We start from the raw sequence: 13,671 nt of genomic DNA, 5'->3' as shown, positions 1-13,671 counted from the left end.
GCCATTACCGGCGAACACTAAGCGTCGGTCGCATCGAGCGAGGGAAATCGCGGCGGCCGCTTCTCGAGAAAACTCGTGATGCCCTCGATGACGTCCGGGCGCGGCATGGCCTCGTGCAACAGAACTTCGGCGAGCGAATTGGCCTGTTCGACGTCGCGGGTCGCGTCACCGTAGACCTGCCTCTTGATCACCGCCATCGATGCCGGAGAGCAATTCGCGGCGATGTCCTCGGCATAGGACAGGGCGCGCTTCATCAGATTGTCCGGCGCGACAACTTCTTTCACCAGACCCAGCTCGGCCGCCTCCTCGGCGAGGAAGGTCCGCCCGCTCAGCAGCAGGTCGAGAGCGACGCCCCAGTTGCTCAGGCGGGGCAGTATCCAGGAGATGCCGAACTCCGCGATCAGACCGCGGCGCGCGAACACGGCGCCGAACTTCGCGCCGGCGGCCGCGAACCGGACATCGCACATCAGCGCCTGGGTCAGCCCGATGCCGACACACGCACCGTTGATCGCCGCGATGACGGGCTTGCGCAGCGTCGTGACGAAGTGGGGCGGGCGTTCGCCGACCAAGTCGGCGAGGTCTGCCCGACCCGCCTTCTCCATCGTCTCGGGGTAGCTGGGCGCCGAGTTCGGCGTGCCCAGATACGCACCGGCGCAAAAGCCGCGGCCCCGGCCGGTCAACACGATGGCCCGTACCGCCGGGTCCTGCTCGGCGCGGTCGATCGCCGCGTAGAAGCCGGCGGCGATGTCGGGGCCCCAGGCGTTGAGGCGATCCGGACGGTTGAATGTCAGGATCGCCACACCGGTTTCAGTGGCCTCATATAGCACTGCCTCATCGGTGACCACACGGTCGGCGGCGCTCATCTGACCGTCCCCTCATAGCTGACCAACGGGCGAGTTAGTACCCATACTGTATACCTATCGGTACCGCCTTCCACAACCGCTGCACTTCGACGATGAACCCCGACTAAACTGCGATTTCGGGCGCCGAAGCGTGGCTTGGCCACTCCCGGATCAACGGCCTCCCGATCGCCGAATTTGACGGGGTGGTAAGCCCAGAGTTGTGGACCGTCGGCATGTTTTGGAGCGCCACCGCCCCGCGACGTGGCAAGACTTAAATTTTGTGGTGTGGGACACGGTGGCCCCACGTTTGCTTCGGCCACGCGATCGGGAAACCCAGAACAAGCCAGCCGACAATGGGAGGTAAATGCAATGGTTGACGTCAAGAGCGGCCCCATCGAGCTCGTTCGCGGCATCGTCGAGGATGCCCTGGGTAAGACCAAGCAGGTCATCGGGATCATCATCGGCAACAACGGCCTGGTCGAAGAGGGCAAGGCTCAGCAGGACAAGGCGGAAGCGCAGCGCAACGCTGGGAAGAAGGAAGCCGCCGCTGAGAAGGCCCGTGGCAAGGCCAAGGCCTACGAGGAGCGGGAGCGGGCCGAGCAGAAGTAAACGTCCAGCTAAACGAGCGGGCCCGGTCACCGACCGGGCCCGCTTCGCTGGGTAATCCCCGCTATTGCATGACAGTTTCGAGCAGGCCCAGGCGCTGGTACGCGCTTTCGATCTGGGCTTTCGCCTCGGCGGGCAGCTCGGCCTGCGGGGGCCGGGAGTGCGGATACGCACCGATGGGCAGGCCGAGCAGCGACGCCGCGTGCTTGAATGCGCCGCCCCAGTGGGTGAAGTAATCCGCTCGCCCCGGATAACACGTCCACCAGGATCCGATGTCGAGGTCGAACTGGTCCAGGCCGGACTCGCGGCCGTAGTCCATGGCCTCGACGAGTTTGTCGGTGCGCACCAAATCCCAGTATTCGGAGAACAATCGCCGCGTGGGAGTTTCGAAAAGGTAGCCGGCGGTTCCCAGTTGCGCCGGGCACACGATCCCGGCGCGCAGCCAACCTGCCCGGTACACCATCTTGTCGCATTCCCACACCGCCAGGCCGGGTGCCAGTTCGTGCAGCATCCGGCTGCTCGCCGGCCGGAAAGCGCCCTCCTTGGTGGCACACACCGCGGGAACCTCGTGGTATATCCGGGCGCTTTCCGCCGGCGTCAGCACGTAACCCGACGACGGAGAATTGAACATGCCCAGTGCTATATCCGTGCGCGCGGCAACGTATTTGAAGAAGCGAAGTACGCCGTCGCCGCCGTGCGCCTCCATCATCGGCGTTTGGATGTAGACAATGTCGGCGCCGGCGTGCTGGGCGTGCAGCGTCAAGTCCACACACTCCTTCGCGGACATGGCCGCCGTGCACGCCTGCACCACCACGTCGGGATTGATGCTGCGTGCCTCCTCGATGGCCACCTCCAGCAGGCGCTTCCGCTCGTCGAGGGTCAGCGACCAGAACTCGGCGATTCCGCTGGTGCACCACAACATCGGATGCCCGAGATCGCCGACGCAGTATCGCACCAGTGTCCGGTAGGCATCCCAGTCGATGTCATCCCCGTCGGTGCCGCAGAACGGGGTGTAGAGGGAGTCGCCGATCCCCCGCAGTGCGCCGGGCGCCCATTCGCGCGCCTCTGCTGCCGTAGCCATGGTCGACTCCTTTTGTCTGCCAATCGATTTCTTCGACCCATCGTCAGGTGAAGTCTGAACCGCCGTCGACGTTGATGTTGGCTCCGGTCATGTAGGAGTTGCGCCGCGAGGCGAGAAACGCGGCAACCGGGCCGATTTCGTCCGGCAGGCCCGCACGTGGCAGGTGCGCGGGATGACCGAAATGCTTGGCAATGGCCTCCATCAGGGCATAGGGATCGTTGCCGTCGACCCCCACCGACGCCGCCCAGCCGACCAGGGATTCAGACGCGATGCTGCCGGGTGACACCACGTTGACCAGGATCTCGTCCTCGGCCAGCAGCAGAGACAGATTCTTCGAAACGCTGGTCAGCATCGACTTCGCCGCCGTATAGGCGGGCAGCATGACACTTTGCCGCTGAGTCGAGTGCGCCGAGAAGTTGACGATCCGGGCCCACGGCGCTTTGCGCAGCAGCGGGAGCGCCGCACGCACGCAGCGCACCATCCCCAGCACACCGTCTTCGACAGACTGGCGCCATTGGTCGTCGGTCAGATCCTCGAACGTGCCCGCGGCGCCCGGCCCCACCGTGATGACAAGGGCGTTGAGTTCGCCGCCCCATCGCCGCTCGAGCTCGCCGAACACGTCACCGACCGCGCCGTCGTCGCCGATGTCGGCCGTCAAGCCGACCGCGTCCGGGCTGCCCCGTTGCGTGAGATCTGTCACCGCTGCGTCCAGGGCATCGCGGCTACGGCCGACCACCGCCACCCGGGCGCCCTCCTCGGCGAGGCAGCGTGCCGTCGCCAATCCCATACCGCGGCTACCGCCGACTACCACCGCAGTGGCATTCGCCAGCCCTAGATCCATTGCTTGATCCGTAGCTCTCGTCTGGTCATTTCCGCCCGTCCAGCCGGTTTACCAAAAAGCCTACGATAGGTATTACAGTAGCAGAGGAAGATTGCGACACGAAGGCGTATCCGCAGGTCAGAAGAGAAGTGCCGGTAGATTTGATTTTACCGGTTGCACGACAACCGCACCGCATGCACGGAACAGATTTGATGGAGGTACCCGCAGTGGCAAAACAGGCTACCGCCGATAAACGCCAGCGACGCGAACGCGGGTCCATCAATCCCGACGACATCATCAGCGGCGCATTCGAACTCGCGGAGCAGGTGTCGATCGACAATTTGAGCATGCCGCTGCTCGGCAAACATCTCGGCGTCGGGGTGACGAGCATCTACTGGTACTTCCGCAAGAAGGACGACCTGCTCAACGCGATGACAGATCGCGCCCTGAGCAAGTACGTGTTCGCCACGCCCTATGTCGAAGCCAGCGACTGGCGCGAGACGTTGGCCAACCACGCGCGACTGATGCGTAAGACTTTCATGGGCAACCCAATTCTGTGCGACCTGATTCTGATTCGGGCCGCCCTTTCTCCGAAGGCGGCGCGGATGGGCGCTCAGGAGATGGAAAAGGCAGTGGCCAATCTGGTGCAGGCCGGCCTGTCACCGGAGGACGCATTCGACACCTATTCCGCGGTGTCGGTGCATGTGCGTGGATCGGTGGTGCTGCAACGGCTCTACGAAAAGAACCAATCCTCGGACATCGGGCCCCGGGCCATCGAAGACGCCGTCTCCATCGACCCGGAGAAGACCCCGCTCCTTGCTCAGATAACCCGGATAGGTCACCGCATCGGTGCGCCCGATGAAACCAATTTCGAATACGGGCTCACCTGCATTCTCGATCACGCCAGCCGGCTGATCGACGAGCGCAACGCTTCGAAGGGCAGCAAGGCGGGGCCGGTACGGCAGCGCAAGCCGGCCAAGGCGGCTCCCACCCGGGGCCGCACCAAGGCGGCAGCCGGTCGCTGATCCGGCCCGAGCGGCTTGTCAGCCCTCGGGTTCCGGTACGTGGAAGTGCTCGTCGCGTAACCGAAACGCCTCCCTGGCGCCGTGCTGCGCACGGGTTTTCACGAAGTTGAATTCGTCCGGGCCGAATTGCAGATTGGTGCCGAAGGCGTGGAACAAATAGCTGGCGACCTCTTCGCCCTGGTACGCCTGGCTCTGCTCGACGAGCCGGAATGCCTCCTTGGCGATGACGACCCCGTCGGCGGGCATCTTCGCCGCCTTCTCCGCCCAATATCGCGCTCGGGCCGTCACCGCGCCCGGAGTGCAGGTGTCGGTGAAGATTCCGAGGTGTTCGATCTCAGCCGCCTCGATGATGTCGCCGGTCAGCAGCAGGCGCCGCGCCAGCACCGGCCCGAGCCGGTGGAAGAACATGTGCAGGCTGCCGAGCGCGGGTCCGAGGAAACGGGTTGCGGGCATGCCGATCTTGGTGTCGCGCGCGATGACCGAGATGTCGGTCATCAACGCCATCTCGAAGCCGCCGCCGAGTGCGTAGCCGGCGATCTCCCCCACGGTCACCTTCGGGAACCCCATGAAATTGTGGTAGAAGCCAAAAGACTTGCGGTCCACGGTAAGTCGACGACGCTGACTGGGTCGACGTTCGGCCGCCCGGTCGCCGCCGGGTGCCTGGCTCTGCGACGCGGACGAGCCGTACCAACCATAGGCGTTGTTCATGTCGGCGCCGGTGGAAAAAACTCCCTCGGCGCCGCGCAGCAACACCACCGTGAGGTCGTCGTCCTCGGCCACGCGGTCCAGACAGCGGGCAACGGCCTCACGCATCGCCGCGTCATATGAGTTGCGTTGTTTGGGATTGTTCAGCGTGATGGTCGCTATGCGCCGACCCGGGTCAACGTCGAAGAGCACACGATCGTCTGAGGTGCTCGAGGCGGTCATGTTTCGGACTCCTTCCGGCGCCTGCCGAATCGCGATCCGGCAAGCTCCTCCGGCCGGGACGCCACTGTGCTGACCTCGCCGGTACACAGGACTTCGTCGCCGAGCAACAGCCGCCCGGTCGACGTTATGCCGCGTTCACCTTCAAAGCGGGCGATATCGAACCGAAGCTCGGCCAACACCGGTGTCGGTCGGCGGAAGGTCACCACCAGGGACCGTGTCTTACCGGAAAGGCCGGTGACGCAATTGTGGTGCTGAATGACGCAGTCGAAGAAGACGCCCAGAAATCCGCCGTGCACCAGTCCCGGCGGCCCCTCGTAGATCAGCGGGAATTCGACAGTGCCCGTGGCGGTTTCGGCATCAAGTCGGTCGAACCGATACTCGGGAAAGCACGGGTTGTACGCACCGATATCGGTTGCGTGGTTGAGATAGACGCGCCGGCGATCGTCGGGCAGCTCGCCGATGCGCGGGGCGTTGTCCGTCGGCGCCGCGGCCGCCAGTTCGCTCTCCCACTCGGCGAACTTCTGCAGCATCGCGTCCACGGCGCGGTGCGGATGCTCGAGGGATACCAGCAGCGAGCTCAGGCGTCGCATCGCGGCCGCCGCGGCCACGGTTTGGGCAAGCGGCGCCTCGCCGAATTTCGCGTCGCGGTTGCTGGTCGACGCGGGGGCGGCACTCCCTTCCGACAGTGTCATCTGCGCCACTCCTTTCCCCCGCAAGCGGGTGGGGGTACCTCCCACTTGTGGGGGCGTACCCCCCTGCAACGCCGGCGCGGCCATGGTTGTCTCTTTCACCTGAGCTGTTCCGCAGGCAGCGTATCCCTGCTAACTTATACAGCGTATCAATCGTATTGCCTACTGTATGGGTAACCGTATCGGCGAGGAAAGGCCGGATTCGACGGTGAGTCAGGGGGCCGACGCGGCCGGTGCCGACGGTGCGGTAACAGTGCACCGCGACGGTGCGGTGTTACTGATAACGATCGACCGCCCTTCCCGTCGTAATTCGTTGACGCAGTTGATGATCAGCATTGTGGTCGATGCACTTACCGATGCCGCCGCCGACGATTCGCTGCGAGCCGTCCACATCCGGGGCGCGGGCGACGACTTCTGTGCCGGCGCCGACTGGGTGGCCGCCAACGACCCCGGCGGGCAACGTCCCCGCACCGGTGATCTGGTGCGGCGCATCCCCCATGCCGCTCACCGGGTGATCGAGCTGGTCACGACCGTCCAGTTGCCGGTGGTATGCAGCGTGCGAGGCTGGGCCGTGGGGTTCGGCTGCAATCTCGCGCTGGCCGCCGACTTCACCGTGGCCGCCGACGACGCGGTGTTCTGGGAGCCCTTCATCGACCGTGGGTTCAGCCCGGACTCCGGCTCCACCTGGCTGCTGCCCCGGCTCGTCGGCGTGGCCCGGGCCAGGCGCATGCTGCTGCTCGGTGAGAAAGTGAGCGCTCCGGATGCGGCCGACTGGGGATTGATTCACCAGGCGGTGAGCGCCTCAGACCTTGCCCTCGCCGCCGAGCAGTTGGTGGGCCGACTCGCCGCCGGACCGACGGCCGCGATCGGGCTGGCCAAACAGGCGCTGAACTTCAGCCAGCATGCGACATTGAGCCAGTCGCTGACCCAGGAATTGTTCAACCTGGAATTGTCTTGCCGAACAAGTGATTTCAAGGAGGGCCTGGAGGCCTTCCGGCAGCGACGGGATCCAGATTTTCGTGGACGCTAGCCACTCCAAGACGCCGAGTGTGGGTTCTATGCACCATATTCGCCTCGACCCCGTCCCGCGGCCCCACCCTCGAGGGTCGCACCAGGCGCCGCATGAAGGGATGACCGATGCCCACTGAATCGTTCGACACGATCAAGTACGAAGTCGACGGGCACACCGCGACTATCACCCTGAATCGCCCGGACGCCCTCAATGCGCTCAGCCCGCACATGGTCACCGAGCTTCGGGCCGCCTACCACGAGGCCGAAAACGACGACAACGTCTGGCTGTCCATCGTCACCGGCACCGGCCGCGCCTTTTGCACCGGCGCCGACGTCAAGGAGATCCCCGAAGACGGCAAGGTGATCTACGAGCGGCCATACCTGTCGACGTACGACCAATGGGAGGCGCCGCAGGAGGGCACGCCCCCGTTTCGCACCATGGCCAAGCCCGTGTTGACCGCCGTGAACGGAATCTGCTGTGGCGCGGGAATGGATTGGGTCACCACGACCGACATCGTCATCGCCTCCGAGCGAGCGACCTTCTTCGATCCGCACGTCAGCATCGGGCTGGTGGCCGGCCGCGAGTTGGTGCGGGTGTCTCGGGTGTTGCCGCGCTCGATCGCGCTGCGGATGGCCTTGATGGGCAAGCACGAACGGATGAGCGCACAGCGCGCCTACGAGCTCGGACTGATCAGCGAGATCGTCGAGCATGATCGCCTGCTGGAGCGAGCGCACGAGATCGCCGATATCGTCAATTCCAATGCCCCGCTTGCTGTCCGGGGCACCCGGCTGGCGATCATCAAGGGCCTGAACGCGCCGCTGCACGAGGCGGAAATACTCGCCGAAACCTTCCGCGAGCGCGTGCTGCGCACCGAGGACGCGGCCGAAGGGCCCAGGGCGTTCATCGAGAAACGCGAACCGAAATGGCAATGCCGATGACTTTCGAAACGATCCTGCTCGAGGTGGATGCGCGGGACCATGTCGCCACTATCACGCTGAATCGCCCCGCTCAGCTCAACGCGTTCAATCGCACCATGTGCGAGGAGATGGCCCGTGCGTGGCGCATGGTCAAACTCGACGAGTCGGTGCATGCGGTGGTGTTGCGCGCCGCAGGCGACCGGGCTTTCAGCGCCGGGCTCGACATCAAGACCCCGTACGGCCAGCCCGAAAACATTTGGAACCACGAGGATCCCGGGGAGCTGTTGAGTCCCAAGTGGCAGAAGATGTGGAAACCCGTGGTCTGCGCGGTTCAGGGCATGTGCACTGCGGGCGGCTTCTACTTCATCAACGAATCCGACGTGGTTATCTGCTCCGAAGACGCCATGTTCTTCGACTCTCACGTGTCCGCGGGCCTGGTCTGCGCATTGGAGCCGATCGGCCTGATGCGGCGCATCGGCCTGGGCGAGACGTTGCGCATAGCACTGATGGGCAACGACGAGCGGGTCGGCGCCGAAACCGCGCTGCAAATCGGACTGGTCTCCGAAGTGGTGGCCGCCGAACAGCTGTGGAACCGGGCCCACCAGATCGCGGCGGCCATCGCCGCCAAGCCGCCGACGGCGACGGCCGGCACCGTCAAAGCGATCTGGGAGTCGCTGGACAAGCCGTACCGCGCCGCAATGGAGCAGAACCTGATCTACACCCGGCTGGGAAATCCGTTGGGCACCGCCGAGCTGGCCACGCAGAACGATTCCCATGCCCGGGCCGCGGCGCGCGAACCGAAGATTCGCTGATGGTGCGTCACCCGCTGGCTCAACGCATCACCGACGTGCTCGACCTACAGCCGGGCTCGCACGCCATCGAGTATGGCGGCCAGTGGATCTCCTGGGCTCGGCTCGCCGCATCGGCACGCCGCATCGCCGCCCACACCGGCGGGACCGAAGTCGGAATGCTGTTACGCAACCGGCCCGGGCACGTGGCCGCCTTTCTCGGCGCACTGCTGGGCGGTGGAACGGTGGTGGTCATCAACCCATCTCGCGGCGATGAGCGCACCAAGAGCGACGTCGCGGGGCTGCAGCTGCCCGTGATCGTCGGCGAGCGCGACGATCTGGCGACGCTGGCGCCCGCGGGCACGGCGACGATCGCAATTTCGGCTCTACTCGACGACGTCGACGCGCCCGCGCCGCCGGTCGGCGACACCGGCCCGCCGTCGGGTGTCGCGGTGCGCATGTTGACCAGCGGCACCACCGGCCCACCCAAGCGCATCGACCTGGGATACGACATGCTGGCGCGCAGCGTGATGGGCCCGGATCCCGATCATGCTGCGCCGCCGGCCGAGCTGCGCCGCGGCGTCGCCATCGTGAACTCACCGCTGGTGCACATCGGCGGGGTATTCCGCGTCCTGCAATGCATCGCCGAGGCGCGCCCGTTCGTGCTGCTGGAACGATTCGAACTCAACGCATGGGCCGAGGCGGTGCGCAAGCATCGCCCCCGCGCGGCGTCGCTGGTACCGGCCGCCCTGCGCACCGTACTGCACTCCGACGTTCCGCGCGCCGACCTGGCAAGCCTGCAGGTCGTCACCTGCGGAACGGCACCGCTGTCGGCCGAGGACGCCGACGCCTTCACCGAGAAGTACGGCGTCCCCGTGCTGACTTCGTACGCGGCAACCGAATTCGGTGGTGGCGTGGCGGGCTGGACCCTCCCCGACCATCAGCGGTACTGGACAACCAAGCGCGGCAGCGTCGGTCGGGCCAATCCGGGGTCCCAGCTCAGGGTGGTCGACGAGGACGGAACACCTTTGGGCCCAGACGAAGTCGGCCTGCTGGAGGTCAAGCCGGGCCAGCTGGGTCCTGCGGCGCAATGGCTGCGAACCACCGATATGGCGCGGATCGACGCCGACGGGTTTCTCTGGATCGTCGGCCGCGCCGACCAGGCGATCATCCGGGGCGGTTTCAAGGTGATGCCCGACGATGTTCGTGCCGCGCTGGAGAGCCACCCCGCGGTGGCCGGTGCGGCCGTGATCGCCCGACCCGACGCGCGGCTCGGCGAGACGCCGGTCGCCATGGTTGAGCTCCGCGAGAACGCCTGCACCGACCCCGGGGCGCTGGCCGAGTATTTGCGAGGGCGGCTGGCCCGCTACGAGATACCCACCGAAATCGCGATTGTCGACACCCTCCCCAGGACCCCGTCGGGCAAGGCCGACCTCGGCGCGATCCGGGGCTTCTTCCACCAAGCCCGCACCCAGCGTAACCATGCTCGTTGATCCGTTGACGGTCCCCGAGATTCTGCGGCAGCAAGCCCGCTTACGGGGCGACCACCCGCTACTGGTCTGCGACGGTGACCGGATCAGCTACGCCGAGGCCGACCGCCGGTCGGCGGTGCTCGCGCGCGGGCTGATCGCACTCGGCGCCGGCAAGGGCACTCATGTGGGGCTGCTCTATCCGAACGGACCCGAGTTCGTCGTCGGGGTGCTGGCGGCGGCGCGAATCGGTGCGGTGGTGATCCCGTTCTCCACGTTCGTCACCGCCCGCGAACTGTGCGAGCAACTCGTCGACGGTGATGTGTCAATCCTGTTGACCGCCGCATCTTTTCGCTCTCACGACTACGCGCGACGGCTGTCCGGCATCCTCGCGGGCGCCGACCTAGGTTCCCGATTGTTCTGCACGGCAGCGCCCCAGCTACGTCACGTCGCTGTCACGCACGAGGCGGTGTGCGGGCGGGCCGGCACCGTCGGTCCCGAACTCCTGACGGCGCTGGAAGACGATGTCGCCGAAGGTGATCCACTGGTAATCGTCTACACGTCGGGTTCGACCAGCGCTCCGAAGGGAGTGGTGCACACCCACGGTGGCCTGCTCGCACATCAGCGCAACCTCAATGCGATCCGTGGCTTGACGGCCGACGACAGGCTGTTCTGCAATTCGCCGTTCTTCTGGATCGGCGGCCTCGCGTTCGGCCTGCTCGCGACGTTGTTGGCCGGATCGACCCTGGTGTGTTCCAACGCCACCGACGCGGGCGCGACGCTCGATCTGCTGGAAGCCGAAAAGCCAACCATGACCAACGGGTTCGCCTCCGGGATCGCCCACCTGGCCGACCACCCGAGCTTCCCCGCGCGCGATCTGTCGTCGATGCGGCGTGGCAACCTGTACCCGATCATGGCTCCCGACGCCCGCCCGGCCGACCCGGAGCTGCGGCACAACATGCTGGGCATGACCGAGGCCGGCAGCGTCGTGCTGATCGGTGACGACGAATCCGACCAACCCGAGCACCGGCGCGGCTCGTTCGGCAAGGCGGCACCGGGATTCGAGACCAAGATCGTCGATCCCGACACCGCGGCCGTCGTGCCGGTCGGCCAGTTCGGTGAGCTGTGCATTCGCGGGCCGTACCTGATGCAGCGCTACCACAAACGCAGTCGGGAAGAATGTTTCGACGCCGACGGCTGGTTCCACACCGGCGACCTGGTGCGCGTCGATACCGACGGGCTCTTCTATTTCGTCGGCCGGCGCAGCGCGGTCATCAAATCGGCGGGCGCCAATGTCTCGGCGGCGGAAGTGGAGAAGGCCATCGGCAGGGTCACCGGCGGGGCGCCGGCGTACGTGATCGGCATTCCCGACGCCCGCCGCGGGCAGGTTGTCGCCGCGGTGGTAATTCAGCCAGACGGTGCCGCGGCATTCGACGAAGCCAGACTGGTCGAACTGCTCAAAACGGAACTGTCGGCGTACAAGATTCCCAAGCGGTTCGCCAGCCTACGCAGTGGCGACGTTCCGCTGCTGCCCAGTGGCAAGGTCGACATGCGCCAGCTCAGAAGGCTCTTCGATGTCTAGCACCATCGACCGATTGGTGCGGCTTCGGGCCGACCACCACGGTGACAAGCCGATGGTGGTCGATCCCGCCTCCCGGATCAGCTACCGCGAACTCGACTCGACCACGCGTAATTTGGCCGCCGCCTTCGTCGAGGCCGGCGTGGGCAAAGGCACTCGGGTAGGACTGATCATGGCCAACAGCACCCGGTGGGTGCAGGTCGCCGTCGCCCTGACCCGTATCGGCGCCGTGCTCGTTCCGCTGAGCACCCTGCTGACGGCCGCGGAGTTGGCCGCACAGCTGCGGGCCGCGTCGGTGCAATTCTTGGTCAGCGCCGAGGAATTCCGCGGCCACCGCTACCTTGATGACCTCAAGACGCTGCGGCGCTCCGATCTCCCTGCGTTACGCGAGGTTTGGCCGGTCGACCGGCTCGACCACGCCTCCGCGAGCGAGCGAGCCCGCAACATCGTCGACCCCATGACCGCGACGGTCACGCCCGCCGACCCGCTGGTGATCATGTTCACCTCGGGTAGCAGCGGATCGCCCAAGGGAGTGATCCACTCACACGGCAACGCGTTGGGCGCCGTGCAGTCGGGCCTGGCGGCTCGATGCATCACCGCCGACACCCGCCTGTATCTGCCGATGCCGTTCTTCTGGGTGGGCGGTTTCGGCGGCGGAATCCTCTCGGCCCTGCTGGCCGGTGCCACCCTGGTGACCGAAGAAATCCCCCGGCCCGAAACGACGTTGAGGCTGCTGGAAGGCGAACGGGTCACACTGTTTCGGGGCTGGCCCGACCAAGCCGAGGCGTTGGCCCGGCACGCCGGCAAGATCGGCGCCGACCTGTCGGCCCTACAGGCGGGAAGTTTGCAAGCCCTGCTGCCGGCCGAGCAGCGCGCCCGGCCCGGCGCGCGCGCCACGTTGTTCGGCATGACCGAAGCCTTCGGACCGTACTGCGGCTATCCTGCCGACACCGACATGCCCGCTTCGGCGTGGGGCAGTTGCGGAAAGCCGTTCCCAGGCATGGAAGTCCGCATCGTCGACATCGACAGCGGCGCACCCGTCGCGGCCGGAACCGCCGGCGTGGTTCAAATTCGCGGACCGCATACATTGCGTGGCATCTGCGGGCGCACCCGCGAGGACCTGTTCACCGCCGACGGCTTCTACCCCACCGGCGACCTCGGCCACCTCGACGAGGATGGATTCCTGTTCTACCACGGGCGATCCGACGACATGTTCAAAGTCAGCGGCGCGACCGTCTACCCCGGCGAGGTCGAGCGCGCGCTGCGCACGATCGACGGCGTCGACAACGCCGTCGTCACCAATGTGCCGGATACCGGCGGCAATCGGGTGGGTGCGGCGGTGGTGTGCCGTGGGCTGACCGCCGAACAGTTGCGCGGCTCGGCGCGAAGTCTGCTGAGCGCCTTCAAGGTCCCGACGGTGTGGTTATTGCTGGCGTCCGATGACGACGTTCCGCGCGGCGGCACCGGCAAGGTCGACATCCGTCGGCTGCGCGCAATGCTGACCGAAGCTGCCCGGCCCTAGGGCACCCGTGTCCACGGTTGGCAATTCTGCGACTCGAATGCCTTGATCGTGGTGTTGATATTGGCGAACATCGGACCGACGGACATGTTGGTTTGGACCACATGATCCTTGTTCGCATCAGGCGTGCTGTAGGTGAACCACGCGCACATCGAGTCCTGGGTCGGCACATTGTTGATCCACACTCCGAAGGTCGACGCCGAACCCGCCGTTCGGTACAAACCCGGTGCAATGTCGGGGCCGACGACGAAGACACCGTTGCCGGGGATCGGGTCGACCGGGTCCGCGACGACCTTAGGCGCGCCGGCGATCGCCGTCATGGTCGCAACGAGTAGGGCCGATGCGCGAAGCATTGCGGGCATCTTCTCTCCGTCCGTGGCCCACCCTGCTGGCAGCG

General features: G+C 65.9%; 14 protein-coding genes. 8 read left to right on the top strand and 6 right to left on the bottom strand.

The annotated features are described in order from the left end of the window. Positions 1–17 precede the first annotated feature (17 nt). Complete coding sequence (locus ACIUM1_RS22145; RefSeq protein WP_406814676.1) at positions 18–863, bottom strand: enoyl-CoA hydratase; 846 nt, start codon at positions 861–863, stop codon at positions 18–20. 348 nt (positions 864–1,211) lie between these two features. Here ACIUM1_RS22145 and ACIUM1_RS22140 point away from each other — a divergent pair, with 348 nt between their 5' ends. Then, on the top strand, positions 1,212–1,451 hold the full coding sequence (locus ACIUM1_RS22140; protein ID WP_406814675.1) for a CsbD family protein: 240 nt from the start codon (positions 1,212–1,214) through the stop codon (positions 1,449–1,451). Between the two features lie 61 nt (positions 1,452–1,512). On the opposite strand, the gene ACIUM1_RS22135 is transcribed toward ACIUM1_RS22140, so the two are convergent. Both ACIUM1_RS22135 and ACIUM1_RS22130 read right to left on the bottom strand, forming a co-directional pair. Beyond that, positions 1,513–2,529 (bottom strand): dihydrodipicolinate synthase family protein, encoded by a 1,017-nt coding sequence (locus ACIUM1_RS22135; RefSeq protein WP_406814674.1) that lies wholly within the window; start codon positions 2,527–2,529, stop codon positions 1,513–1,515. A gap of 43 nt (positions 2,530–2,572) precedes the next feature. Then, entirely contained in the window at positions 2,573–3,370 is a 798-nt protein-coding gene (locus ACIUM1_RS22130) for an SDR family NAD(P)-dependent oxidoreductase (RefSeq protein WP_406814673.1), read from the bottom strand. Positions 3,371–3,561: 191 nt separating this feature from the next. On the opposite strand from ACIUM1_RS22130, the gene ACIUM1_RS22125 reads away from it, so the two are divergent. Further along, entirely contained in the window at positions 3,562–4,374 is an 813-nt protein-coding gene (locus ACIUM1_RS22125) for a TetR/AcrR family transcriptional regulator (protein ID WP_406814672.1), read from the top strand. An 18-nt stretch (positions 4,375–4,392) separates the two neighbouring features. Here the strand turns inward: ACIUM1_RS22125 and ACIUM1_RS22120 are convergent, their stop codons facing one another. Continuing rightward, complete coding sequence (locus tag ACIUM1_RS22120; protein ID WP_406814671.1) at positions 4,393–5,301, bottom strand: enoyl-CoA hydratase/isomerase family protein; 909 nt, start codon at positions 5,299–5,301, stop codon at positions 4,393–4,395. After that, positions 5,298–5,993, bottom strand: coding sequence for a hypothetical protein (locus ACIUM1_RS22115; RefSeq protein WP_406814670.1), 696 nt, complete (start codon positions 5,991–5,993; stop codon positions 5,298–5,300). Before ACIUM1_RS22115 ends, ACIUM1_RS22120 begins: the two co-directional genes overlap by 4 nt. 205 nt (positions 5,994–6,198) lie before the next feature. On the opposite strand from ACIUM1_RS22115, the gene ACIUM1_RS22110 reads away from it, so the two are divergent. The 6 genes from ACIUM1_RS22110 (at position 6,199) to ACIUM1_RS22085 (ending at position 13,277) form a co-directional block, all read left to right on the top strand. Continuing rightward, entirely contained in the window at positions 6,199–7,020 is an 822-nt protein-coding gene (locus ACIUM1_RS22110; protein WP_406814669.1) for an enoyl-CoA hydratase/isomerase family protein, read from the top strand. Between the two features lie 107 nt (positions 7,021–7,127). Then, positions 7,128–7,940 carry an enoyl-CoA hydratase/isomerase family protein gene (locus ACIUM1_RS22105; protein ID WP_406814668.1) on the top strand — a complete coding sequence of 271 codons (813 nt, stop codon included), beginning with the start codon at positions 7,128–7,130 and terminating at the stop codon, positions 7,938–7,940. Further along, entirely contained in the window at positions 7,937–8,731 is a 795-nt protein-coding gene (locus tag ACIUM1_RS22100) for an enoyl-CoA hydratase/isomerase family protein (protein ID WP_406814667.1), read from the top strand. Before ACIUM1_RS22105 ends, ACIUM1_RS22100 begins: the two co-directional genes overlap by 4 nt. Further along, complete coding sequence (locus ACIUM1_RS22095) at positions 8,731–10,200, top strand: class I adenylate-forming enzyme family protein (protein ID WP_406814666.1); 1,470 nt, start codon at positions 8,731–8,733, stop codon at positions 10,198–10,200. Before ACIUM1_RS22100 ends, ACIUM1_RS22095 begins: the two co-directional genes overlap by 1 nt. Then, positions 10,190–11,758 carry a class I adenylate-forming enzyme family protein gene (locus ACIUM1_RS22090; protein WP_406814665.1) on the top strand — a complete coding sequence of 523 codons (1,569 nt, stop codon included), beginning with the start codon at positions 10,190–10,192 and terminating at the stop codon, positions 11,756–11,758. Before ACIUM1_RS22095 ends, ACIUM1_RS22090 begins: the two co-directional genes overlap by 11 nt. Then, entirely contained in the window at positions 11,751–13,277 is a 1,527-nt protein-coding gene (locus ACIUM1_RS22085; protein ID WP_406814664.1) for a class I adenylate-forming enzyme family protein, read from the top strand. The genes ACIUM1_RS22090 and ACIUM1_RS22085 overlap by 8 nt, the downstream gene beginning before the upstream one ends. Here ACIUM1_RS22085 and ACIUM1_RS22080 read toward each other — a convergent pair. Beyond that, entirely contained in the window at positions 13,274–13,636 is a 363-nt protein-coding gene (locus ACIUM1_RS22080; protein WP_406814663.1) for a hypothetical protein, read from the bottom strand. The two genes, ACIUM1_RS22085 and ACIUM1_RS22080, sit on opposite strands and share 4 nt — an antisense overlap. Positions 13,637–13,671 lie beyond the last annotated feature (35 nt).

Source organism: Mycobacterium sp. M23085, assembly GCF_045343915.1.
Classification (GTDB): Bacteria; Actinomycetota; Actinomycetes; order Mycobacteriales; family Mycobacteriaceae; genus Mycobacterium.
Note: the sequence above shows the minus strand (reverse complement) of the source record. Positions and strands in the feature narration are given on the sequence as shown.